The organism is Novacetimonas sp. GS1 (assembly GCF_036686925.1).
GTDB classification, from domain to species: Bacteria; Pseudomonadota; Alphaproteobacteria; order Acetobacterales; family Acetobacteraceae; genus Novacetimonas; species Novacetimonas hansenii.
Window position 1 is genome coordinate 1,931,445 of sequence record NZ_VSZP01000001.1, and the last position, 21,972, is coordinate 1,953,416.

The following is a 21,972-nucleotide window of genomic DNA, read 5'->3' on the forward strand; positions in this document are numbered from 1 at the left end:
CTCGTTATGTCCAGGTCATTATGTCTCTGTCACGGCTTATGGGCCTGCCTGTCACAGGCAGGCTATCCTCAGGCAGTGTATTTCCATGACAGCGCCATGACCGTTACGGCAAGCAGGCAGACCTCCACCACCGTGACGACAATCCATTGCAGCGTCATGTAACCGCGTGGCATCGCCCCCTTGCGCCATGCCACGCGTTCAACCACCAGCATGCCACCAAATCCCGCCATCAGCATCAGCAGCGCCGCCAGTTCATGGAACATCGCCGCGCATAGCGCCAGCCAGCCGATGCCTGCCGGCACACTGCCCAGTAACAGGCGGTAGGTATTGGTTTTTCCTGCTTCCTGACCCGGCGTGATGATCGCGGGTGTTTCGAGTGCCAGCCCCCAGTGAACCGCCCCCATAAAGGACAGCATCACCGCCCCATATCCCACCGTAACCTCCAGCATGCGTGGTGTTATGGTGGGGGAAAGAAAGATGATCGCGCAGGTACATCCTATGATCGGGATCAGGCTGGCGATGCCCATGATGATGGCCAGAAGAGGAAGGCGTTTCACGGTGTGGGACACTCCTTATTTATTTTGAACTTTGAGTCATCTGTTTAATGTCTTGATATATTTATATAAAATAATCAGATCACGGTTATTTTGAAAAAACATGACGCGCCTGGGGCGCATTTTGCACACACTTCATCAGGAATGTTCATGGTGATCTGGACCATGGTCTTCATACAGGCAGTATCAAACAGCTTCTTATCGCACTCAGGCACGTGACACGTCATATGTTTCTGGTATCGTCGCGCGTACCGGGTATCGGAAGCGCATCCGGTTTTCGATACCTCAATAAACTCTGGAAAAAGAGGAAACGGATATCATGAGCGCCATCATCGACATCATTGCCCGCGAAATTCTCGACAGTCGCGGTAATCCGACCGTGGAAGTGGATGTGGAACTTGCATCCGGCGCCAAGGGGCGTGCGGCCGTTCCCTCTGGTGCGTCCACAGGCGCGCATGAGGCCGTGGAACTGCGTGATGGCGATAAGTCGCGCTATGGCGGCAAGGGCGTGCTGAAGGCTGTCGGCAACGTCGAAAACGATATCCTCAGCGTCCTGCAGGGGGCGGAATCCAGCGATCAGGTCGCCATTGACGAAGCGATGATCGACCTCGACGGCACGCCTAACAAATCCCGGCTGGGTGCGAATGCCATACTTGGTGTTTCCCTTGCCGTGGCAAAGGCCACAGCCGAAGAATTGCAGGTCCCGTTTTACCGCTATGTCGGTGGGGTTTATGCGCGCACATTGCCGGTGCCGATGATGAACATCATCAATGGCGGGCAGCATGCGGACAATCCCATCGATATCCAGGAATTCATGATCCAGCCGGTGGGAGCCCCCACCGTAACCGACGCAATCCGCATGGGATCGGAAATTTTCGCTCAGCTTAAAAAGAGCCTGTCTGGTGCGGGTTACAACACCAATGTGGGTGATGAGGGTGGGTTCGCCCCCGCCCTGAAATCCGCGGACGAGGCGCTCGGCTTCATCAGTCGTGCGGTGGAGGCGGCTGGCTATCGTCCCGGTGATGACGTGACGTTCGCGCTCGATTGCGCGGCGACGGAATTCTATCATGACGGGCGTTATGAGCTGAAGGGCGAAGGTAAGTCGTTGGATGCGGGCGGGATGATTGCGTATCTTGCGGACCTTGCCGCGCGCTATCCCATCGTGTCGATCGAAGACGGGCTGGCTGAGGATGACTGGGAAGGTTGGGCCGAACTGACGGCAAATCTGGGCGGGAAGCTGCAATTGGTGGGGGATGACCTGTTCGTCACGAATCCGGATCGCCTGCGCCGTGGTATCAAGGCCGGTGTCGCCAATTCCCTGCTGGTCAAGGTCAACCAGATCGGCACGCTGAGCGAAACGCTGGAGGCGGTGCAGATGGCGCAGCATGCAGGCTATACCGCCGTTATGAGCCATCGTTCGGGTGAGACGGAGGATTCCACCATAGCCGATCTCGCAGTGGCGACGAATTGTGGGCAGATCAAGACGGGCTCCCTCTCCCGCTCTGACCGGACGGCGAAATATAACCAGTTGATCCGAATCGAAAATGAATTGGCGACGGCTGCGCGATATGCGGGCCGCACGATTCTCAAGGCGGGCTGAAGTCGCGTGCGTGTTGGTGGTATCCGGTTTCACGGATGCCACCGGACAGGGGTAAAAGGACGGATACCGGACAGCAGATGCAGATTGGCAAGATTATCAGACGGGTCGTGGGAAGCGCCCTGCCCCCTGCCCTTTTTATCGGGCTGACCGCCTATTTTGGGTGGAACGTGATGGGCGGCGAACATGGCCTGCATAGTTATGCCGCACAGCTTCGCCTGCTTGACGAGGCCAATAGCGCGCAGAAAGATGCCTATGCCGAGCAGCAGGTCTGGCTACGCCGGGTTCGCGGGCTCAAGGAAAATACCCTTGATCGTGACCTGATGGATGAACGGGCGCGATCCATGCAGAACCTTGCCCGGCAGGATGAAATCGTCGTCCCCTATGGGCCGCATGACCGGCTTTACTGATCCTGCGTTTCGCGTCTTATGGGCGTGGATATGAAAAAACCCCGGTCCAACTGAATGGATCGGGGTTTTTCATATCGCATCAAGTTGCAGGATTACTTGATTTTCGCTTCACGGAACGCGACGTGCTTGCGGGCGACGGGGTCATACTTGCGCATTTCCATCTTGCCGGTCTGGGCGCGTGCGTTCTTTTTCGTGACGTAGAAGTAGCCAGTATCCGCCGTGGAAACGAGCTTGATCTGAATGGTGTTGGTCTTTGCCATGATATCCTCAGCACTGCTCCGCCGCTGCTGGAACACTCGGGTGCAGCAGTGGTTCAAGTTTGGCGGAAAATGCGCATACAAAAGGCTCAGGTCAAGCTTTTAGTCTTGATATTCGCCTTCAAAATCCTCTTAACCGGCAAAAAAAGGAGTTTCGCCTGCCATGTTGAGCGTTTCAGAGGCCCGTGAACGTATCCTGCAGGGGCTTCAGGCCACCGCGCCGGAGGTTGTTTCCCTCTCCTGCGGTGGTGGCCGCGTGACTGCGCTGCCCTTATTGGCGCGTCTTGATAATCCCCCTGCCGATATCTCCGCCATGGATGGGTATGCGGTGCGTGCGGCCGACCTGTCGGCGGCGGGTGTCCGGTTGCGCCTGATTGGCGAAAGCCCGGCGGGGCATCCCTTTGGCGGTACCGTGGGGGCGGGGGAATGCGTTCGGATCTATACCGGCAGTATCGTGCCGAATGGGGCGGATGCGATCGTGCTGCAGGAAAATGCCTCGCAGCATGATGATATCGTAACCACGGCGCAGGTTGCGGATGTCGGGCTGTATGTGCGCAGGCGGGGGCAGGATTTTGGACGGGGGCGCGAAATCATCCCTGCGGGCCGGTGTCTGGATGCCCGCACCATCGGCCTTGCCGCTGCGGCCAACCATCCATGGGTCAGCGTACATCGTCGCCCGCGGGTGGCCATTGTCGCGACGGGGGATGAACTGGTCCTGCCGGGTGAACCGATGGAACCGGGCATGATCGTCAATTCCAATACACTCATGCTGGAGGCCCTGATCCGTGCCGCCGGGGGGGAGCCGGTCATGATGCCGGTCGCCCGTGACCGGATGGAAGACCTTGTCGCGCTGGCACGCATGGTGGAGGGCATGGACATGCTTGTCACGGTCGGCGGGGCCAGCGTGGGGCGCTATGACCTTGTGCAGGAGGCCCTGAAGCGTATCGGCGTGGAGATGGATTTCTGGAAGATCGCCATGCGTCCCGGCAAGCCGCTGATGCATGGCCGTCTGGGTGCGATGCCGGTGATCGGGCTACCGGGTAATCCTGTGGCCGCCTTTGTATGTGGAACATTGTTCGTCGCCCCGGCGTTGCGGCGTCTGATGGGACGGCACGAGGTCGGGCCGGAAATCGCGATGGCGGTCCTTGGTGCGGATGTGGGGGCGAATGACCATCGGGAAAGTTACCTGCGCGCCCGGTTGCACCATGACCAGGAAGGGCGGCTGCGTGCCGTGCCATTCGAACAGCAGGATTCCGCAATGTTGCAGGTGCTGTGTGACAGTCAGGCGCTGGTGATACGTGATGCCAAGGCCCCGCCTGCCAGCAAGGGAGAGGCGTGTCAGATCATCCGTCTTGATATTTGCTGACAGAATATTCCTGGATAGGGGGAGTTGACCTGAGAGTAGGAACTAACATAGAACGAAGAATAAGTTTTCTGGTTTTGTTCCTTTCCGGCGGGAGATATCCTTCATGCTGACGCGTAAACAACATGAACTCCTGCTTTATATCGACAGGCACCTGAAGCAGACCGGTTTTTCGCCGTCTTTTGACGAGATGAAAGACGCACTCGGCCTGAGGTCGAAATCCGGTATCCACCGCCTGATTTCCGCACTGGAAGAGCGTGGGTTCGTGCGGCGCAAACATCATCGCGCCCGCGCGTTGGAGGTGGTCCAGATCCCGCAGATCGAAGCGGTCGAACCGGCCAGCGCGCGTGGTGTCGACATGTTTTCCCCCACCGTCATCAAGGGAGACTTTACCCCTGCCCTTCCGGCCGTGCAGGTCGCGGATACGGCCAACGCGGTTCAGGTGCCATTCCTGGGGCGTATTGCCGCAGGCCACGCGATTGAGGCGATCAGCGATGCATCGCGCCTGATCGACGTGCCGGCGGGCCTGATCGGGGTGGGGACCTATTACGCGTTGGAAGTCTGTGGCGATTCGATGATCGAAGCGGGAATACTTGACGGTGATACCGTGATCGTGCGGCAGGACCGACAGGCGGAAAACGGGGAAATTGTTGTCGCCCTGATCGAGGGACAGGAGGTGACGCTCAAGCGGCTGCGTCGCAAGGGCAGCACGATCGCCCTGGAACCAGCAAATGCGCGTTACGAGACGCGCATCATGCCAGCCGACAAGGTTGCCATACAGGGCAGCATTGCGGGGCTGATCCGGCGTTATTAAGGATCGGTTTTACCGGGGCGCAGTGTCTCCCATCGTGGCACGCGATGGGCAAGTTGCGCGACGGCCTCGGCATTTACATCTGCCAGCAGCGGGAAATCTGCAAGGATGCGGACTTTGCCATGCCGTTCGATGGCACTGCGGGCATAGGGATTGTCCGGTCCGTTCAGGACGATGCCAAGTACGGGAATATTGCGCTGATGCAGCATGGCAAGGCTGAGCAGGGTGTGATTGATCGTACCCAAGCTGCTGCGTGCCACAAGCACTACGGGCAGGCCAAGGCGCTCCATCAGGTCAAGCATCAGGAAGTCCGTACTGATCGGCACCATGACACCCCCTGCCCCTTCCACGATCATAGGGCGGCTGTCGGGATTGTGGGGCAGGATAATCCGGTCAGGATCTATTGCCTTCCCTTCGCAGGCGGCGGCATCCTCAGGGGAAAGCGGGGCCGCGTAAATTCCGGCGGGCTGATGCAGCCGTGCGGATGAGAGTTGCGCCAATGTCGCCACGCTCAGGGTATCGGCGGGTTCATCGGCAATGCCGCTTTGCAACGGTTTCCAGTAGAATGCATCCCATGCCCGCGCCAGCACGGCGCAGGTCAGTGTCTTTCCCACACCCGTATCTGTGCCCGTAACAAACACGCCGCAATTCTGGGTGAGCCGGAATGTTCCATATGCAATATTGTAATTTACGCTGAAGGTGGCATCCCTCTCGGCCTGCTTCAGGACACGGCGCAGGCCACCTGGCAGCACTTGTGAGGTGGTGGGAACATCCGCCCCGATGGCACGCAGTTCACGTAAGAAGCTAAGCGCCGACTGTGGAACCTCTATGATTGTTTCATGGGTCCATGATCCCTTTCCTGTCCGTGGCCATTCCTGTTCAAGCATCGCAAGGTCAGGATAAACCGGCATCGGACATGGCAGGCCCAGTGTGGCGTAATATCCCCGCCATTGTGTAAAGCTGTCGCGACACAGGGTTGAGAACGCCATCACGCCTCCTGGCGACAGCAGGGCGGCCAGCCGTCGCAGGGTTTCGTGTCGTGCGCTGAACCACTGCATCGCCATGCTGGAACAGATGAGATCGAACGGTCCCGTCAGGTCAGGCTGTTCGGCATCCATGACATGGCAGGACAAAGCCGGATCATCAAGAAACTTGGCCTGCGTCTGATGCAACATGCCTGGTGCGATATCCGTGGCCACGATCTGTGCCGCAGGAAACAGCCGACGCAGATGTTGTGTCAGGAACCCGGTTCCGCACCCTATTTCAAGGATACGTTGTGGTCCCGGTGTGGGGCAGGTCTGCGCGATCCGTTGTGCCAGTTGGCGTGCGGCAATGCGCTGGATACGTGCCACGGCGTCATAACCGGAGGCAGCGCCAAAGCTGCGGGCGATAAGCTGCTTATGCAAGGAGGTCACGGCGTCATACGTTTCATCATGTGGTCGATGGCCTGCAGGCAGGCATCAGGATGCGTCAGGGGCAGCAGGTGTCCGCCATCGTGCCATTCAATGGTGGTTGCAGGCGCAAAGGAACCCTGTGTCAGGGGCGGCGGTGCAATCGGATCACCTGTGCCAGCAATACAGGATACGGGACAATGGGCCATGCGCATATCCTGCCGTGCATCAAGCGTCAGTAGCTGGTGCAGTCCATCATGCAGGCGTTGGGGATGCGACGGCCCGGGCAATGGCAGATCGGTTCCGGCTTTCTGTCGGAAATCACGTACCGTGTCATCCGGGGCGGTTGCAAGCTTTCGCGCCATTCGGGTCAGCAGGCGTGGCGGAACACCATGGGGAAAATCATCGGACGCGGTAAAACGGGCAAAACCGTTGATCAGTACCATCCCCCGGCAATATTGCGGCATTGTAGAGAGAAGCCATAACGCCCCAAGCGAATGGCCGATCGCGATGAATGGCCTTTGTGGCGTTTCAGTCTGCGCGACGGAAGAAAAATAACCGAAATCAAGCATCTGGCATGTATGGTTCGGGCGTGCCGCCCGGATCTGGCCCCAGATTTCCGGTCCGAAGGCCCATCCATGCACAAAGACCAGAGGCAGGTCAGTCGCGGGCATGTCGCGTCTCCTGTGCGGCGGTCCTGATGGCTGCGATCAATGTTGCAATCATCGCATCATCATGGGCGGCGCTCAGGGCAAGTCGGATACGGCTGCCGTTCGGCGGGACCGAGGGGGGACGGATGGGAATGCCCAGAATCCCTTCACGCGCCAGAATGGCGGCAAAATCCATGGTACGGGGTGTATCCCCGATTTCGATGGGAATGATCTGGGTGTTCGATGCACCGGTCGACAGGCCGCATTCATGGATCGCCTGCCGGACGGTCCGGGCATTCTCCTGCAGGCGCCGTCGCTGTGTCTCCATCAACGGCACGAGTTCCAGCGCCGCGTCAATCGCCCCAAGGTTCGCAGGGGGCAGCGCGGTGGTATAGACAAAGCCGGAGCAGCAGTTGGACAGCCATTCGCACAGTGCGCGTGATCCCGCGACATAGGCCCCGAAACTGCCCATAGCCTTGCTGAAAGTGCCCATCACCAGATCGACCCCATGTGCATGGGCCGCTTGTGAACCCGCCTCTTGTGAAACAGCATCATGCGTCAGGCCCGACAGCCCCCGCCCCTGTGGCCCAAGCACGCCCGTCGCGTGGGCTTCGTCCAGGTATAAGAAAGCATCATACGCGTCGGCCAGCGCACGTAACGCCAGTATGTCAACACGGTCCCCATCCATGCTGAAGACGCTTTCGGTGACGATGAAGCGCATGCCCGGCCGGTCACGGTGGGTTTCCAGAAGTGTCGAGAGATGATCAAGGTCGTTATGACGGAAGCGGATCTGGCGGATGCCTGCGGCCTGGCAGCCATGATGCAGGCTGGCGTGGTTCAGGCGGTCGGTAAAAACCAGCGGTGCCTCGCCCGTCCGGGCTGTGGCAAGGCGGCATAAGGCCGGCAGGACGGATGCATTCGCCTGCCAGCCGGATGCGAACAGCAGGGCCGCCTGTGTCTGCTTGAAATCTGCCAGCCGCGCTTCGACCTGCCGATGGGCGGGGGTTGTGCCGCTGACCAGGCGCGATGCACCGCTGCCGCTGCCCCATCTATGCCCCCACTCGCAGGCGCGCTCGATGAGGAGTGGATGATGCGCAAGGCCAAGATAGTCGTTGGAGGAAAAGTCCAGCAACATCTGTCCGTCGCGCATGATCGTCACGGCGTCGCGGTGGGTAATGGTCGCCGGCGTCCTGCGTATGCCGTCCTGTTCCAACGTATTCAGCGCCGTCTGGAAAAAAATATCAAAACGCGTCATGAAACGTCCTCTCCTGCCGATGGCTGCTGCATCGGCCAATCATGCCTGTCCCAATATCACGGAGAACCCGCATGCGTGGACCCCAATGGCTGGATGACGGCATGCCGCACATCTGGCTGCCCTATACACAGATGAAGACGGTCCTGCCTCCCCTTCCTGCGGTCAGCACGTCAGGCTGTGATATTCATCTGGCGGATGGACGTATCCTGACCGATGGCATCGCATCATGGTGGACGGCCTGTCATGGGTATAACCATCCCTACATCCGCGCGGCTGTCAGTGCGCAACTGTCACGTATGCCCCATGTCATGTTCGGTGGTCTGGTGCATGAACCTGCGCTGATGCTTGCGGCACGGCTGGCGGAAATGTTGCCAGGGGATCTGGAGCGGGTATTTTTTACCGATTCAGGTTCCGTCGCGGTAGAGGTCGCCATCAAGATTGCGATCCAGTACTGGATCAATCGTGGCGTTGCGCGTCGCAATCGGCTGGTGGCGTTCAAGGGAGGGTATCATGGTGATACACTGGCCACCATGGCAGTCTGCGATCCCGAAGAGGGGATGCATGCGCTGTTCAGCGGTGTCCTGCCACAGCATTATATCGTGGACCTGCCCCATGACGATGCCACGTTCGCAGCACTTGAGACACTCTTGTCCGAATCGGGCGATGAGATTGCTGCGATTCTGGTGGAACCCCTCGTGCAGGGGGCCGGCGGGATGCTGTTCCATGGGCCGGAGGTGCTGCGGCGGCTGCGTCTTTTGGCGGACAGGTATAATATCCTGTTAGTGTTCGACGAAATTTTTACCGGATTTGGCCGTACCGGTACCATGTTCGCCTGCGAACAGGCCGATATCGTGCCAGATATCATAACCTTGTCAAAGGCACTGACGGCAGGAACCATGCCGCTGGCGGCAACAGTGACGCGTGCCCATGTGTTCGAAGCCTTCCTGTCGGATAATCCGTTACATGCGCTGATGCATGGTCCGACATTCATGGCCAATCCCCTTGCCTGCGCCTGCGCGAATGCGTCACTTGACCTGTTCAGGACGGAACCCCGCCTGCAACAGGTCGCGCGCATCAGTGAACAGATGACGCACGAATTGGAGGCGTGTCGCGGCCTGCCAAATGTGCGCGATGTGCGTGTCCTTGGCGGTGTGGGAGTTGTGGAACTGGCGACGATCGCGGATATGAACCGGCTGAAGGCCGCCCTGATCGCGTTGGGGGTATGGGTGCGCCCATTCCGCACCATCATTTACCTGACACCGGCCTTTGTCATGCGTCCCGACGAACTGTCACGTCTTACCTCGGCCATCGTGCGCGTCATACGTGATGGCGCGGCAGGCTAGAAACGGTGGGATCATATTTTTATAAAAAGGCGACAGCCTGTGATGCTCCTGAGATAAAGAATCGCAGGGACTTTTTTTAAGGTGCCGTATGTTGCCTGCGCGGCGGGTATCCCTGCGGACATGGGCAGCATACCTGCCTGATCTGCACTAGGTCAGGCCTGCCGTATCTGGTATGAGTGAGCCATGACGTTTTTTCAACATCGTTCCTGGCGTGTGACGAACCATGACAGCAAGCGACAGATCGTGCTGAAAATCCTGTCTGATGGAAAAGCCCGGTCGGTCAAGGAAATAGGCGATATGTTTCCCGAAATGGGCACATATCATGCGCGTCTTGCGCTTCAGGCGCTGCGCAATCAGGGATTGGTCAGCGTTGATGACGACCCGACATCAGGACGGCGGCGCAAGGTATGGAAACTTGTCACCCCGGGCCATCCTGATGGCGAGGCACCGCAATAATATCTTGCCCCATGTGAGCGCACTGCCGTCACATGGGGCAAGCAATGCATTATTCAGGAATTGGTGGAAGCAAGTTCTTCGGCGTTCGTGGCCGAAGCCGTAGTGCTGCTGCGGGTACGGGTGCGGCTTTTTTCGACGGGCTTTGGTTCTGGCTTGATCGTTTCCGCGACGGATTCGTTATTTTCTTCCTCGTCGCTCTCACTATCGGCTTCTGTCGTATTCTGTATCGGTGTGTGGGGCTGGCGCTGCTGCCGGGTGGCCTGACGCTCCTGACGTTCCTGCTGGCTCTGTTGTGCGGCCTGCGTCATGGCATTGAGAATACGGAAATAATGTTCCGCATGCTGGAAATAGGCTTCTGCCATCACACGGTCGCCCGCGCCGCTGGCATCGCGACCAAGCTGAAGATATTTTTCAAAAAGCTGCTGTGCTGTACCCCGCACGCGAAGATCAGGCCCGTTACTGTCAAAGACATGGTTACGGTTCAGGGGAATCTGTCCGTTATTATGGCGCGTCCCCCCGCCGTTGCTGCCGCCAGAACGATGGTGACGGCCTCGCATGCGTTTTATGTTCATAAGCTGCGCAGCACTTTCATGTTAACGGTCACCCGCAGGGCATCTGACCGTAGGGACGTCTTTATGCCCCTGCCTGTTATAAATAATGAATGCCCGACATCATTGCCGAACCCCGATCCCATGGTCCACGTCCGGGGACAACAGGACAGACCACGATCTGCCACCTGATTATATACAATCGGGATCGTTCGCTTTCCGGGCAACCGTGAAACGCCGTACGTTTCCGGTTCCGTTATGCCCTGTTAATATAACCTGCAAATCATTGGTCGCCAAATTATTTTTTCACGGCTCCCCTGCCCGCCGCACTATCAGCGCCCGCCCGACACCGCCCAGGTCAGGACGTATCGCCACGATGTCCATACCTGCATCACGTGCAAGCACTGGGACGCTGTGATCCTGTCCGATCCCCAGTTCCACGATCCCAAGGCCGCGCGGTTTTAAAAGTCGTGGCAAGGACTGCATCAGGATACGGTAACAGACCAGCCCGTCATCCCCCCCATCAAGCGCGCGGTGGGGTTCATGATCGCGGACATCAGGCATCAGGCCCGACAGGTCCGCATGCGGGATATAGGGTGGGTTGCTGAATACCACGTCAAAGCGCCCTGTAATGGCCTGTGCCCAATTCCCGCAAATGATGTTGCATCGATCCGACAGGCCCACATGCCGGGCATTGCCCAGGGCCAGACGTGCCGCATCGGGCGAAAGATCCACCCCAAGTCCCCACGCCTGCGGATATTCCTGCAATGCTGCTAGCAACAGGCAACCCGTTCCCGTCCCAAGATCCAGGATTGTGCTGATATCCGTCCGATCGGGACGCAGTTCCAGAAGGGCCTCGACCAATGTTTCCGTATCGGCGCGCGGGATTAACGTGGCCGGGGAAACGTCCAGCGTCATGGACCAGAACCCGGCCCTGCCTGTCAGGTAGGAAAGTGGTTCATGCAGGCTCCGCCGTTCCAGCAGCGTATGAAAATGTGCCAGCGCCCCTTTTTCGATCCAGTCACGCAGCAGCAGGCCACCAAGGTCGGTCCCTAATGCATGCGCCAGCAAAAGCCGTGCTTCACGTCGTGGCGTTTCCACTCCTGCCGCTGACAGGCGCTGGGTGGCCTGTTGCAGCACCGTGCGTAAATCATGGGTGTGCGGTGGATCATCCTCTTTCATTGGAGCGTGTTTCCATCATACCCTGTCATCATGAAACCCGTTGTTCATCTTCGTCTTGGTCTTGCTCTGGCGATGTTGGGCCTTGTCGCCACAGCAGCGCCGGTACTGGCGGGTACGTTCGATGTTACAGATGGTTGTGCCTCGGACGAGATTTCCGAGGTGTCGCGCCTGTATATCGACGAACGTCTGGTCGCAACATTTCAGCTTGATCCGCGCCATCCTGAACGCACTGTCAATGTCGAAACGCCAGTCGGCCGCGTCAATCACAGCTATGCCCTGTGCGGAGAAATAACGATCCGCCTGCCCTCTGGCAAAGCCGAAACACACGAAGTCAGCGGCGAAGGCGTTCTGCATGCCCCCAACGGCCATCATCTGGTTGCATTGGGGGCAAAGAATTTTACGGAATTCTATCTTGATGACCCGGATGATCCCACGGTGGTGGAACATTATCCCGGCCGCAGTTCCCTGTGTGCCGCCCCCACCTCGTGATTGTCGTGCGTAGCACCTGCCTGAAAATAATCCTTTGATAAATATCAGAAAAAAGTTCAGACGTCGTCTTGCAAGGCCTTCTGGGAAAAGCCTCGCCAACAGCTTTTTTGTTTTGGCCTGTTATCAGGCGGGGCTGCACAAGCCGCCTCTCAATCCTCGTCCATCGCAAGAAGTGCTGCCTGTTCTTCCTGCGTCAGGGCGTCGACGAACTCATCGAACTCCCCTCCCATGACCTTGTCGATCTTATAGAGCGTCAGGCCAATGCGGTGATCGGTAACGCGCCCTTGCGGGAAGTTGTAGGTGCGGATGCGTTCAGACCTGTCCCCTGTCCCCACCTGCGAGCGGCGGTCTGCTGCCCGGGTTTCATGGGCGGCGGCGCGATTGCGTTCATACAGGCGTGCGCGCAGGATTTTCATCGCCTTTGCACGATTTTTATGCTGACTCTTCTCTTCCTGCATCGCCACGACAATACCGCTGGGCATGTGCGTGATGCGCACGGCACTTTCCGTCTTGTTGACATGCTGCCCCCCTGCGCCTGAGGCACGGTAGACATCGATGCGCAGGTCGTTGTCGTTGATCTCCACGTCCACTTCCTCAGCTTCGGGAAGGACAGCGACAGTCACTGTGGATGTATGGATGCGGCCCTGGCTTTCGGTGGCGGGCACGCGCTGGACGCGATGCACGCCTGATTCGTATTTCAGGCGCGCAAAGACGCCACGGCCGGTAATGCTGGCAATCCCTTCGCGCAGGCCGCCAAGTTCGGACTCATCGTATTCAAGAATTTCGAACCGCCAGCCACGCTGATCCGCATATCGCTGATACGCCCCGAACATCTGCCCTGCAAAGAGGGCAGCTTCATCCCCACCCGCTGCGGGGCGGATTTCCAGGATGGCGCTGCGATCATCCGCTTCGTCACGCGGAAGCATGGCAATGCGGATATCGTGTTCCAGTTCGGGAATGCGCCTGCGCAGTTCTGCAAGCTCACTTTCCGCAAGACTTCGCATTTCTGGATCATCAAGCAGGGCCTGCGTGTCCTGCACCGCCTGTTCGGTGGCGCGTAGGGCATTGACCTTGGCGACAATGGGGTCAAGTTCGGCGAATTCCCGCGAGGCCTGACTGAATGCCGCCCCGGACAGCCCCTCTGCCAATAGAGCCTGCAATTCCTCGCCACGCGCTACGATCCGGTCAAGTCGTTCGTCAAACCGCGCCACCCTTATGCGCCCCGCGACAGGCCATGCAGGAAGTCTGTCACCTGATCCATTGCAACTTCGGCCTGCTGCCCCTTATCAAGGTCGCGGACCTGAACAACGCCCCGTGCGACCTCATCCTCGCCAATGACGATGGCATGGGTCGCGTTCAGGCGGTTTGCACGTTCCATGCGTCGCTTGAGGTTGCCACGATAAGATGTTTCCGCGCGGATATGCGCGCCCCGTAATGCCTGTAGCACTGTGATGCCGGTTGCTGCGGCACCTTCGCCCATCGGGACGACAACGACGGGACGCGGGGCGGCAGGCGCTTCGTCGAGCAGCATCGAAAGGCGTTCGATCCCGCCTGCCCACCCAATCGCGGGTGTCTGTGGTCCACCCATTTCGGAGACCAGCCCGTCATATCGCCCACCCGCAAGCACGGTACCTTGCGTACCCAGCCGTTCCGTCACGAATTCGAATGCCGTATGGCTGTAATAATCAAGCCCGCGTACGATGCGGGGGTTTTCACGGAATGGAACCCCAAGGATATCCAGCGTCTTGCGCAGGTCATCCCAGAATGCCTGGGCCTGCGGGTTGAGATATCCCGAAATCAGCGGGGCATCTTCCACCACGACCTTGTCCTGTGGCGATTTGCTGTCAAGGATGCGTAGCGGGTTGCGTTCAAGCCGGTTCAGGCTTTCGCTGGAAAGTTCATCGCGCCGTTCGGAAAAATAGGTAATCAGGGCCGCGCGCCATGCATTCCGGCTTTCGATATCGCCAAGGGTGTTGAGTTCCAGAACGGTATCGCGCGCAATGCCCAAGGCCTGCAAAATATCGCGTCCCATCGCGATCACTTCGGCATCGGCCAGCGGTTCTGCCGGGCCGAGAAGTTCCGCGCCAATCTGGTGGAACTGCCGGTAACGTCCCTTTTGCGGCCGTTCGTAGCGGAACATCGGTCCCGCATAAAAAACCTTCTGTGGCAGGGATTGCGTCAGCCCGTTTGTCACCAGCGCCCGGCATACGCTTGCCGTTCCTTCGGGGCGTAATGTCAGTGATTCACCCCCCCCGATCCTCAAAGGTGTACATTTCCTTTGAAACGACGTCGGACGTATCGCCCAATGTGCGCTTGAAAACGCGCGTATCCTCGAAAATCGGTGTCGCCCATTCGTCAAAACCGTAAAGTCCGGTGATGCGACGGGCCGTTTCGATGACATGGGCGAAACGACGCTGCGTTTCCCCGATCAGGTCATGGGTGCCGCGGACGGGCTGTAAACTGCTCACTGCGAAATTCCTGCTTGAACGACATCATGCCCGTTCCGTCGCCACATGCGAAGGGACAGGCCAGCCGGAAGGGACGCGGAACTGACGCCCGCGGGCCGTTCCCTCCCCTCCCGGCCTGTGTCAGCCCGCGGGCGTCAGTTCCGACGCGCGGGTCTTGTCTTCGGCTGCCTTGCGGGCGTCTTCTTCGGCCTGCATGGCCTTGGCCCTTGCCTCCACCAGCTCGACGATATGTTCGACCATGTCGCCGGCGGGCATCGTATGGTCCTGCCGTCCGGCGGAATAGACCATGTGTCGTCCCGCGCCGCCGCCCGTGACACCCAGGTCGGTCATCAGTGCCTCGCCCGGGCCATTGACCACACAGCCGATGATGGACAGCGTCAGTGGTGTCTTGATATGCGCCAGCCGGTCTTCAAGCGTCTGGACGGTCTGGATCACATTGAATCCCTGACGTGCGCATGACGGGCAGGAAATGATTTTCACGCCACGATGACGCAGGCCAAGAGATTTAAGGATATCCCATCCGACCAGCACCTCTTCTTCCGGCTCGGCCGACAGTGAAACGCGCATCGTATCGCCCACGCCCGCCCACAGCAGGTTACCCAGGCCGATGGACGACTTCACGGTGCCCGCGCGTTTGCTGCCTGCCTCGGTAATGCCGATATGCAGCGGATGGTCACAGACATCGGCCAGTTGCTGATAGGCTGCGACGGCAAGGAAGACGTCCGAGGCCTTCACACTGATCTTGAATTCATGGAAGTCATGATCTTCAAGGATCTTGGCATGTTCCAACGCGCTTTCGACCAGCGCGTCGGGGTTTGGCTCCCCGTATTTTTCCAGCAGGTGCTTTTCCAACGACCCGGCATTCACGCCGATGCGGATGGAGCAGTTATAGTCCTTGGCCGCATTGACCACGTCGCGCACGCGCGCGGCATTGCCGATATTGCCCGGATTGATGCGCAGGCACGCCGCGCCAGCCTTGGCGGCCTCAATCGCGCGCTTGTAGTGGAAGTGGATGTCCGCGACGATGGGGACATTCACTTCGCGTACGATTTCAGCAAGTGCGGCCGTGCTTTCTTCGTCAGGGCATGAGACGCGCACGATATCCACCCCGGCAAGTTCCGCGCGGCGGATCTGTGCGATCGTGGCTTCCGCGTCGGTGGTCAGGGTGTTGGTCATGGTCTGCACCGAAATCGGTGCATCCCCGCCCACCGGAACCTTGCCCACGTGGATCTGCCGCGATTTGCGGCGTTCGATATGCTGATAAGGACGATAGCTGCTCATTGTCTGCCCTCCATACGAGGCGGGGAGTTCATGCCGCCCCGTCATGCCATGACGGGGTGCGATGAAGTCCTGTTTTCAGATCCTGTGACGGATACGCATGCTGTCTTCACAACGTGTCGTTGCCGACCATATTACTCCGCTTTGTCGGTTTGTGGGAGTGGGGGAAGCGCATTATTCCCTCCATCCGAGGGTCCGACTGGCGGCAAAGGCGGCATTGGGGCGGATATCGTGCCCGTCGGACGCGCCGCGGGCGGCGGCATTGGCGCACGTGATGTTGTCGGGGGGGGCTGTGTGATGGTGCCACTGCTGATGGCCTGCGCACTCAATATGATATTGCGCCGGACCTCTCCGTTCCGTCCCAACGGCGGTGATACCACGCCATTCGCGCTGAGTGTAAGGCCACCGGCATTGCCCACGGTCAGGACAAGATCGTGCTTGTCCACAGGCACCTGCCATGTCTCCCCGCTGCCCAGTGTATGGTCATAGATGACCCCACCGCCCTGCTGGCGCACCTGCACCCATGTCGGGGCGGAGGCGTTCAGGGTGATCTGGTCCGTCGCCGCTGTCGCCGCGGGGCCTGCCGGATCCGTACCAGCGGGATGGTCGGCGTCAGGATGGGTGTTGGCAAGGGCGTTCTTGTCCTCTCCCATCTTTTCCACCGGGCCGGAAGGCGCTTTGGCTGGGCTGGTGTCTTCGGGCGGTCCGGATGGGGCCAGCGCCGTGATACTGTTCTGTTCCTGCTGCGGCAGGGGCTGTGGCGGGTTGGGCGGCAGTTCCCCCGGTGCGGGCAGGACGGATGCGATTTGTGGCGATGCCGTGCCTGGTGTGGAAATGCCCGGCAGGTCGGTATGCGTGGTGACGACGGGATGTTCCGACGCCCCGGTCATGCGGTACCACCCTATATAGGCACCCACCAGGATAACGATCCCACCCAGCAGGATCACGCCAAGCGGCAGGCTTTTTTCCGGCAGCGGAACAGGAAATGAAAGGTCGGGTTTGCGATCGAACGACCCGCGTGTTTCCATCTTGAAACGCTGGATCAACTGTTCTGGCGCAAGGCCGAGTGCCTTGGAATAGGTGCGCAGGAAGCCGATGGCATAGGCACTGCCGGGAAGCGCCTGTGCACGGCCTTCCTCAAGCGCCTCCAGATATGGCAGGCGGATACGCAGCCATGATGCGACGTCCGGCAGGCTCCAGCCCAACTGTTCCCGGCGCGCGCGCAGTTCCTGACCAACACTATGGGGAAGGTCCCCGCCTGTGGGTGGGGTGGCCGTGTCGCCGGTGTTCGTATTTTTCTGGCGGAACATGCGTGTGCCCTCGCTCATTCGCGGCGCATCCTGTCTTCCTGCCGGATCAGGGCATCAAGCGCCTGTTCCACCAGTTCGGCGATAATGTCGCGCACCGACTGTTCGCTGGTGATCATGCCGACGGACTGTCCCGCCATGACCGAACCGTTTTCGACATCCCCGTCGATCACGGCGCGACGCAGTGAACCGGCCCAGAAATGTTCAATATCCAGTTGGGCCTGTTCCTTCGTCAGTTCCCCCGACTGGAACCGTCGCAGCGTTTCTGCCTGATGGCTCAGGAAACGGCGGCTTCCTTCGTTCTGCAGGCCACGTACGGGGATGACGGGAAAGCGTTCGTCGAGTTGTACCGAAGTCACAGCATCGCGTGCGCTGGCGCGGATGAATGCCTTTTTGAAGCGTTCATGCGCGATGCTGTCGGTGGAGGCGGCAAAGCGCGTGCCAAGCTGCGCGCCTGCGGCCCCCTGCTCCAGATAGGAGACAATCGCATCGCCCCGGCCCAGGCCACCCGCCACGAAGACGGGAATGTCATGGACGAAGGGCAGGACCTCCTGCGCGAGTACCGTCAGCGATACGGGACCGATATGCCCGCCCGCTTCGGAGCCTTCGATCACCAGCGCATCCACCCCCATGCGCATCAGGCGCTTGGCCAGAACGAAAGCGGGGGCGAAGGCGATGACCTTTGCCCCGCCGTCCTTGATCGCGCGGATCACGGGACCGGACGGGATGCCCCCAGCCAGCACGACATGGCCGACACCCGCATCAAGGCAGACCTGCACAAGGTCATTGAGACGCGGGTGCATGGTAATCAGGTTGACGCCGAACGGACGGGTGGTGCGGGCCTGTGTGGCTGCGATTTCCTCTGCCAGACGGTCGGGTTCCATGGCCCCGCAGGCCAGCACGCCAAAGCCACCCGCATTGGAAATTGCGGAGACGAGGTGGCGTTCGCTGATCCACGACATTGCCCCGCCAAGGAGGGCGACCTCGCTGCCAAGGAAGCTGGTGCCCGCCGACCAGAGCCGGTCAAGGCGTGCGCGCGCCGCAACCCGGCGGGGATCCGTGGGAGTGGTGGAGGAAGGGCTGGTCTGGTTCATGTCAGGCTGCATCAAGTCCATAGGCGGCGTGCAGGGCGCGGACCGCAAGTTCGGTATATTCGGCGGCGATCAGGACCGATACCTTGATTTCACTGGTCGAGATGACCTGAACGTTGATGTTGCGTTCAGAGAGGGTGCGGAACATCGTGTTGGCGACGCCGGTATGTGAACGCATGCCCACGCCCACCACGCTGATTTTCACCACGTCGTCATCGGTGGCAAGTTCGCCGTAATGGATGACGTCGCGTGCGTCTTCCAGCGCCTTGATGGCCTGTGCGAAATCGGTCTTGCCCACGGTAAAGGTAATGTTGGTCATGCCGTCGTCGCCGGTGCTTTGCACGATCATGTCCACGTTTACATTCGCCGCAGTCAGGGGACCAAACACGGCGGCGGCGATTCCCGGCCGGTCAGGAACCCGGCGCACGGAAATTTTTGCCTCGTCACGGGAATAGGCAATCCCTGCCACCAGTTCCTTTTCCACGATTTCGTCCTCATCCACGACTATTGAACCGGGCAGATGCCCTTCTGAAGGTGCGGGGCCGTCCGTAAAGCTGGACAGGACCTGTACGCGCACCCGTTTTTTCATTGCAAGTTCGACGCTGCGGGTCTGCAGGACCTTGGCCCCGACGGACGCCAGTTCCAGCATCTCTTCATAGGTGATTTTATCGAGCTTGCGTGCTTTGGCAACGATCCTAGGGTCGGTTGTATAAATTCCGTCCACATCGGTATAGATATCGCACCGGTCGGCGTGCAGCGCCGCCGCCAGCGCCACGGCAGAGGTGTCTGACCCGCCCCGGCCCAGCGTGGTGATGCGGTTGTCGGCGGTCACGCCCTGAAAGCCTGCGATCACCGGAACCTGTCCCGCCTGCATTGAGGCGATCAGGGCCTGTCCGTCGATACCCTCGATACGGGCCTTGCCATGGGCGTCATCCGTACGCACGGGGATCTGCCACCCCAGCCATGAACGCGCATTGATCCCCAGCGCCTGAAGCGCGATCGCCAGCAGGCCACTTGTTACCTGTTCGCCTGTGGCAACGACGGAATCATATTCTCGCGGGTCATGAAGGGTGGACAGGTCCTGGCAGTAACCGACAAGCCGGTTGGTAACGCCCGACATCGCAGAGACGACAACCGCGACCTCGCATCCGGCATCGACCTGTTTGCGGACCTTTTCGGCAACAGCGCGAATCCGCTCCAGATTGGCCACGGATGTGCCACCGAATTTCATAACGATCCGCGGTACGGTAGTGGACATTGGAACAAGCTCTCCGCTGTGGGTCAGGATTCGTGCTGTCCGGGCCATTATCACAGGTGGGTGGTCCGGGGCATTGCGGTTATGTACAAGGCGCGTCACATACATCCCCCCCGCCTCTGCGTCCAGCGCGAGACAGCCATATGAAAGGCGTTGCACCCATGCAGCTTCACGATTCGTCAGCCCAGGGGCCGGGTTCGGTCTCCCCTTCGGAAATCGCCCGTTTCAGTGAACTGGCCGAAAGATGGTGGGACCCGGCGGGACCGATGCGTCCGCTGCATGCGATGAATGACCTGCGGATATCGTGGTCACTGGCCCGCCTTCCCGCCACCGCCGATGATCGGGGGACGCGGCGCACGCTGCTGGATATCGGCTGTGGCGCGGGCCTGGCAAGCGAGGCGTTCGCACGGGCGGGATTCGACGTTACAGGGCTTGATGCCTCCAGCGCAGCCATTACGGCGGGACGCCAGCACCTGCGTCACCATCCGTTACCCGCAGGCAGCGGGCCCCTTGCCTATCGCTGTGGCAGCGCGGAAGAGTTATGTGCCGAAGGCGCGCAGTTCGATGCGATTTCAGCGCTGGAAGTGATCGAACATGTCACAGATCCCGCCGCGTTCCTGGGGATGCTTGCCACCATGTTGCGGCCGGGGGGTGTACTTGTCGTGTCCACCATGAACCGGACGCTGCGTTCGCTGGCAATGGCAAAGATTGGGGCCGAATATGTGCTGCGCCTGTTGCCGGTCGGCACGCATGAATGGCGCAAATTCATAACACCTGCCGAACTGGGGCAGCAGGCCGTGCGGGCAGGACTGCGAATCGCCGATATCGCCGGGATGGTGCCCGCGCTGGGGGGATGGCGTGAAAGCCGTGACCTCGGGGTCAATTATATTGCCTGCCTCGTGCGCGACTGATGGGAAAACGATCAGGGCCGGGACTGAATTCTTGGTGAAACTGTTTCCAGAAAGCTACAGAAGATGCCGCTTATTCGAAAAAGCGGCATCCAGGAATGCCGGTCGCCTGTTTTAAAAAAATTCTCAGATCGTGTTCATAAAGGCAAAGGTGGTCGGGCTGCCAACGGGTGTGAAGTTCCATGTGAACTGCAATTCGCCCGTTGCACCATTGACGCGAAATGATGTGACGGAATCGCTGCGCTGGTTGGCGCAGAACAGGAACGATCCGCTGGGGTCGAACATCATCGACCGGCCATAGTCTGCATGCATCCAGATTTCATCGACCAGGTTGAGCGTGCCATCGTCATTGACATGGAAACTGGCCAATGAATCGCCAAGCCGGTTGGAAACGTACAGGTAACGCCCGCTAGGTGAAAGAAGGATGCCCGCGGCAAGGCTGCTGCCGCGGAAATGCGGGGTGACGGTGCTTACGGTCTGCTGTGGGACGATCTCGCCTGTCTCGGCATTAAAGGTGGCGGCCACTACCTTCGAATCCTGCTCGCCAAGGATATAGATCATGTTTCCCTTCGCGTTGAAGGCGAAGTGGCGTGGGGCGGACCCGGGGGTCATGTTGATGAACGGCGCCTTTGCGACCGGTACCAACCGTCCCGTGTGCAGGTCCAGCGTCCAGACATAGACCCGGTCCAGCCCCGCGTCACAGGCCAGGACAAAGCGCCCGCTGGGGTCGGATGCGACCATATGGACATGGGAGCCGGAATGGTCGCTGACGGCAAAATTCCCGGGCGGGTTGTCACTGGCGCGATCGGGCATGCGCGGGCCGGTGTTCTTGACCACATCGGTCGGGTCGCCAAGGCTGCCGTCGGGCCGAATGGGCAGGATGCCGACACTGCCGCCCATATAATTGGCAACCATCACATATTTGCCTGAATGATGGATGCTCAGATGGGCGGGAATGGCCCCTCCTGAACGCATGACATTGATCTTGGTCAGTTCGCCACTTTTGCGATTGACGGAAAATGCCGTAACGCATCCTTCGTGATTGGCGTTGAAATCCTCGATTTCACTCAGGGCGTAAAGAAAGCGCGAATCCTGTGAAATGACGATGAAGGACGGGCTGGCGATATCGACATATGTCATCAACGCCGACAGGCTGCCATTGTCGGGATTCATCTCGAAGACTGAAATCCCCTCCCCGTTGCCACTGCCGCCCGGTGGCCCGTGCTGCGTATAGCCACCGATATAGCAGATGGTCCGTGAGCGCTGAGGCAGCTCTGCAAGTGACGGGCGCGATGCGACCGGCACCCCTGCCATCGCCAGCCCCGCAATAACGGCGCGCCGGGTAAGATTGGACTTCAT

The 21,972-nt window shown here is 59.6% G+C and carries 21 protein-coding genes and 1 pseudogene; 8 read left to right on the plus strand and 14 right to left on the minus strand.

All coding sequences use genetic code 11. The annotated features are described in order from the left end of the window. Positions 1-68: 68 nt before the first annotated feature. Positions 69-557 (minus strand): DUF3429 domain-containing protein, encoded by a 489-nt coding sequence (locus FYB92_RS08850; protein WP_075631720.1) that lies wholly within the window; start codon positions 555-557, stop codon positions 69-71. A gap of 316 nt (positions 558-873) precedes the next feature. Between FYB92_RS08850 and eno the strand changes: the two genes are divergently transcribed. Then, positions 874-2,154, plus strand: a complete 1,281-nt coding sequence (gene eno / locus FYB92_RS08855; RefSeq protein ID WP_075631721.1) for a phosphopyruvate hydratase — start codon at positions 874-876, stop codon at positions 2,152-2,154. 77 nt (positions 2,155-2,231) lie between these two features. Then, positions 2,232-2,561, plus strand: a complete 330-nt coding sequence (locus FYB92_RS08860) for a septum formation initiator family protein (RefSeq protein ID WP_003620130.1) — start codon at positions 2,232-2,234, stop codon at positions 2,559-2,561. 92 nt (positions 2,562-2,653) lie between these two features. Here the strand turns inward: FYB92_RS08860 and rpmG are convergent, their stop codons facing one another. Beyond that, complete coding sequence (rpmG, locus tag FYB92_RS08865) at positions 2,654-2,821, minus strand: 50S ribosomal protein L33 (protein ID WP_003620129.1); 168 nt, start codon at positions 2,819-2,821, stop codon at positions 2,654-2,656. Between the two features lie 160 nt (positions 2,822-2,981). On the opposite strand from rpmG, the gene glp reads away from it, so the two are divergent. After that, on the plus strand, positions 2,982-4,184 hold the full coding sequence (gene glp, locus FYB92_RS08870) for a gephyrin-like molybdotransferase Glp (RefSeq protein WP_332828493.1): 1,203 nt from the start codon (positions 2,982-2,984) through the stop codon (positions 4,182-4,184). A gap of 103 nt (positions 4,185-4,287) precedes the next feature. Beyond that, the gene (gene lexA / locus FYB92_RS08875; RefSeq protein ID WP_003620122.1) at positions 4,288-4,995 is read left to right on the plus strand and encodes a transcriptional repressor LexA; all 708 of its coding nucleotides are present in this window, start codon (positions 4,288-4,290) and stop codon (positions 4,993-4,995) included. On the opposite strand, the gene bioD is transcribed toward lexA, so the two are convergent. The 3 genes from bioD to FYB92_RS08890 are packed head-to-tail and all read right to left on the minus strand — an operon-like array spanning position 4,992 to position 8,288. Then, positions 4,992-6,407, minus strand: a complete 1,416-nt coding sequence (gene bioD, locus FYB92_RS08880; protein WP_332828494.1) for a dethiobiotin synthase — start codon at positions 6,405-6,407, stop codon at positions 4,992-4,994. The two genes, lexA and bioD, sit on opposite strands and share 4 nt — an antisense overlap. Further along, positions 6,404-7,057, minus strand: coding sequence for an alpha/beta hydrolase (locus FYB92_RS08885; protein WP_332828495.1), 654 nt, complete (start codon positions 7,055-7,057; stop codon positions 6,404-6,406). The genes bioD and FYB92_RS08885 overlap by 4 nt, the downstream gene beginning before the upstream one ends. Next, positions 7,044-8,288, minus strand: coding sequence for an 8-amino-7-oxononanoate synthase (locus FYB92_RS08890; protein ID WP_003620115.1), 1,245 nt, complete (start codon positions 8,286-8,288; stop codon positions 7,044-7,046). The genes FYB92_RS08885 and FYB92_RS08890 overlap by 14 nt, the downstream gene beginning before the upstream one ends. Positions 8,289-8,359: 71 nt before the next feature. Here FYB92_RS08890 and FYB92_RS08895 point away from each other — a divergent pair, with 71 nt between their 5' ends. Further along, entirely contained in the window at positions 8,360-9,631 is a 1,272-nt protein-coding gene (locus FYB92_RS08895; protein WP_332828496.1) for an adenosylmethionine--8-amino-7-oxononanoate transaminase, read from the plus strand. 183 nt (positions 9,632-9,814) lie between these two features. Then, positions 9,815-10,087, plus strand: a complete 273-nt coding sequence (locus FYB92_RS08900) for a hypothetical protein (RefSeq protein WP_003620110.1) — start codon at positions 9,815-9,817, stop codon at positions 10,085-10,087. A gap of 53 nt (positions 10,088-10,140) precedes the next feature. Here FYB92_RS08900 and FYB92_RS08905 read toward each other — a convergent pair whose 3' ends face one another. Together FYB92_RS08905 and prmC are read right to left on the minus strand one after the other, a co-directional pair. Continuing rightward, positions 10,141-10,659, minus strand: coding sequence for a DUF4167 domain-containing protein (locus FYB92_RS08905; protein ID WP_075596151.1), 519 nt, complete (start codon positions 10,657-10,659; stop codon positions 10,141-10,143). Positions 10,660-10,941: 282 nt separating this feature from the next. Then, the gene (gene prmC / locus FYB92_RS08910; protein WP_332828497.1) at positions 10,942-11,817 is read right to left on the minus strand and encodes a peptide chain release factor N(5)-glutamine methyltransferase; all 876 of its coding nucleotides are present in this window, start codon (positions 11,815-11,817) and stop codon (positions 10,942-10,944) included. A 30-nt stretch (positions 11,818-11,847) separates the two neighbouring features. Here prmC and FYB92_RS08915 point away from each other — a divergent pair, with 30 nt between their 5' ends. Further along, the gene (locus FYB92_RS08915) at positions 11,848-12,306 is read left to right on the plus strand and encodes a hypothetical protein (protein ID WP_332828498.1); all 459 of its coding nucleotides are present in this window, start codon (positions 11,848-11,850) and stop codon (positions 12,304-12,306) included. A gap of 149 nt (positions 12,307-12,455) precedes the next feature. On the opposite strand, the gene prfA is transcribed toward FYB92_RS08915, so the two are convergent. The 6 genes and pseudogenes from prfA to FYB92_RS08945 form a co-directional block, all read right to left on the minus strand. Beyond that, entirely contained in the window at positions 12,456-13,517 is a 1,062-nt protein-coding gene (gene prfA / locus FYB92_RS08920; protein WP_062808883.1) for a peptide chain release factor 1, read from the minus strand. A gap of 2 nt (positions 13,518-13,519) precedes the next feature. Beyond that, positions 13,520-14,774 (minus strand): annotated as a pseudogene (gene hisS, locus FYB92_RS08925) (histidine--tRNA ligase). A gap of 120 nt (positions 14,775-14,894) precedes the next feature. After that, positions 14,895-16,055: a flavodoxin-dependent (E)-4-hydroxy-3-methylbut-2-enyl-diphosphate synthase gene (gene ispG, locus FYB92_RS08930; protein ID WP_062808881.1), complete on the minus strand. Its 1,161-nt coding sequence runs from the start codon at positions 16,053-16,055 to the stop codon at positions 14,895-14,897. A 131-nt stretch (positions 16,056-16,186) separates the two neighbouring features. Continuing rightward, positions 16,187-17,380: a RodZ domain-containing protein gene (locus FYB92_RS08935; RefSeq protein ID WP_075631727.1), complete on the minus strand. Its 1,194-nt coding sequence runs from the start codon at positions 17,378-17,380 to the stop codon at positions 16,187-16,189. Continuing rightward, positions 17,377-18,453 carry a nitronate monooxygenase family protein gene (locus tag FYB92_RS08940; protein ID WP_040510813.1) on the minus strand — a complete coding sequence of 359 codons (1,077 nt, stop codon included), beginning with the start codon at positions 18,451-18,453 and terminating at the stop codon, positions 17,377-17,379. Before FYB92_RS08940 ends, FYB92_RS08935 begins: the two co-directional genes overlap by 4 nt. 1 nt (position 18,454) lies before the next feature. Further along, positions 18,455-19,708 (minus strand): aspartate kinase, encoded by a 1,254-nt coding sequence (locus FYB92_RS08945; RefSeq protein WP_040511963.1) that lies wholly within the window; start codon positions 19,706-19,708, stop codon positions 18,455-18,457. A 158-nt stretch (positions 19,709-19,866) separates the two neighbouring features. Here FYB92_RS08945 and ubiG point away from each other — a divergent pair, with 158 nt between their 5' ends. Next, complete coding sequence (gene ubiG, locus FYB92_RS08950) at positions 19,867-20,616, plus strand: bifunctional 2-polyprenyl-6-hydroxyphenol methylase/3-demethylubiquinol 3-O-methyltransferase UbiG (RefSeq protein WP_247066687.1); 750 nt, start codon at positions 19,867-19,869, stop codon at positions 20,614-20,616. 123 nt (positions 20,617-20,739) lie between these two features. Here the strand turns inward: ubiG and FYB92_RS08955 are convergent, their stop codons facing one another. Then, a complete protein-coding gene (locus tag FYB92_RS08955) occupies positions 20,740-21,972 on the minus strand; it encodes a lactonase family protein (protein ID WP_062808878.1) in 1,233 nt (410 codons plus the stop codon).

Coding starts and splice junctions, on each gene's coding strand:
- eno (WP_075631721.1), top strand. CDS start 874: ATGAGCGCCATCATCGACATCATTGCCCGCGAAATTCTCGACAGTCGC.
- FYB92_RS08860 (WP_003620130.1), top strand. CDS start 2,232: ATGCAGATTGGCAAGATTATCAGACGGGTCGTGGGAAGCGCCCTGCCC.
- rpmG (WP_003620129.1), bottom strand. CDS start 2,821: ATGGCAAAGACCAACACCATTCAGATCAAGCTCGTTTCCACGGCGGAT.
- glp (WP_332828493.1), top strand. CDS start 2,982: ATGTTGAGCGTTTCAGAGGCCCGTGAACGTATCCTGCAGGGGCTTCAG.
- lexA (WP_003620122.1), top strand. CDS start 4,288: ATGCTGACGCGTAAACAACATGAACTCCTGCTTTATATCGACAGGCAC.
- FYB92_RS08885 (WP_332828495.1), bottom strand. CDS start 7,057: ATGCCCGCGACTGACCTGCCTCTGGTCTTTGTGCATGGATGGGCCTTC.
- FYB92_RS08890 (WP_003620115.1), bottom strand. CDS start 8,288: ATGACGCGTTTTGATATTTTTTTCCAGACGGCGCTGAATACGTTGGAA.
- FYB92_RS08895 (WP_332828496.1), top strand. CDS start 8,360: ATGCGTGGACCCCAATGGCTGGATGACGGCATGCCGCACATCTGGCTG.
- FYB92_RS08900 (WP_003620110.1), top strand. CDS start 9,815: ATGACGTTTTTTCAACATCGTTCCTGGCGTGTGACGAACCATGACAGC.
- FYB92_RS08905 (WP_075596151.1), bottom strand. CDS start 10,659: ATGAACATAAAACGCATGCGAGGCCGTCACCATCGTTCTGGCGGCAGC.
- prmC (WP_332828497.1), bottom strand. CDS start 11,817: ATGAAAGAGGATGATCCACCGCACACCCATGATTTACGCACGGTGCTG.
- FYB92_RS08915 (WP_332828498.1), top strand. CDS start 11,848: ATGAAACCCGTTGTTCATCTTCGTCTTGGTCTTGCTCTGGCGATGTTG.
- ispG (WP_062808881.1), bottom strand. CDS start 16,055: ATGAGCAGCTATCGTCCTTATCAGCATATCGAACGCCGCAAATCGCGG.
- FYB92_RS08935 (WP_075631727.1), bottom strand. CDS start 17,380: ATGAGCGAGGGCACACGCATGTTCCGCCAGAAAAATACGAACACCGGC.
- FYB92_RS08940 (WP_040510813.1), bottom strand. CDS start 18,453: ATGAACCAGACCAGCCCTTCCTCCACCACTCCCACGGATCCCCGCCGG.
- FYB92_RS08945 (WP_040511963.1), bottom strand. CDS start 19,708: ATGTCCACTACCGTACCGCGGATCGTTATGAAATTCGGTGGCACATCC.
- ubiG (WP_247066687.1), top strand. CDS start 19,867: ATGCAGCTTCACGATTCGTCAGCCCAGGGGCCGGGTTCGGTCTCCCCT.
- FYB92_RS08955 (WP_062808878.1), bottom strand. CDS start 21,972: ATGAAGTCCAATCTTACCCGGCGCGCCGTTATTGCGGGGCTGGCGATG.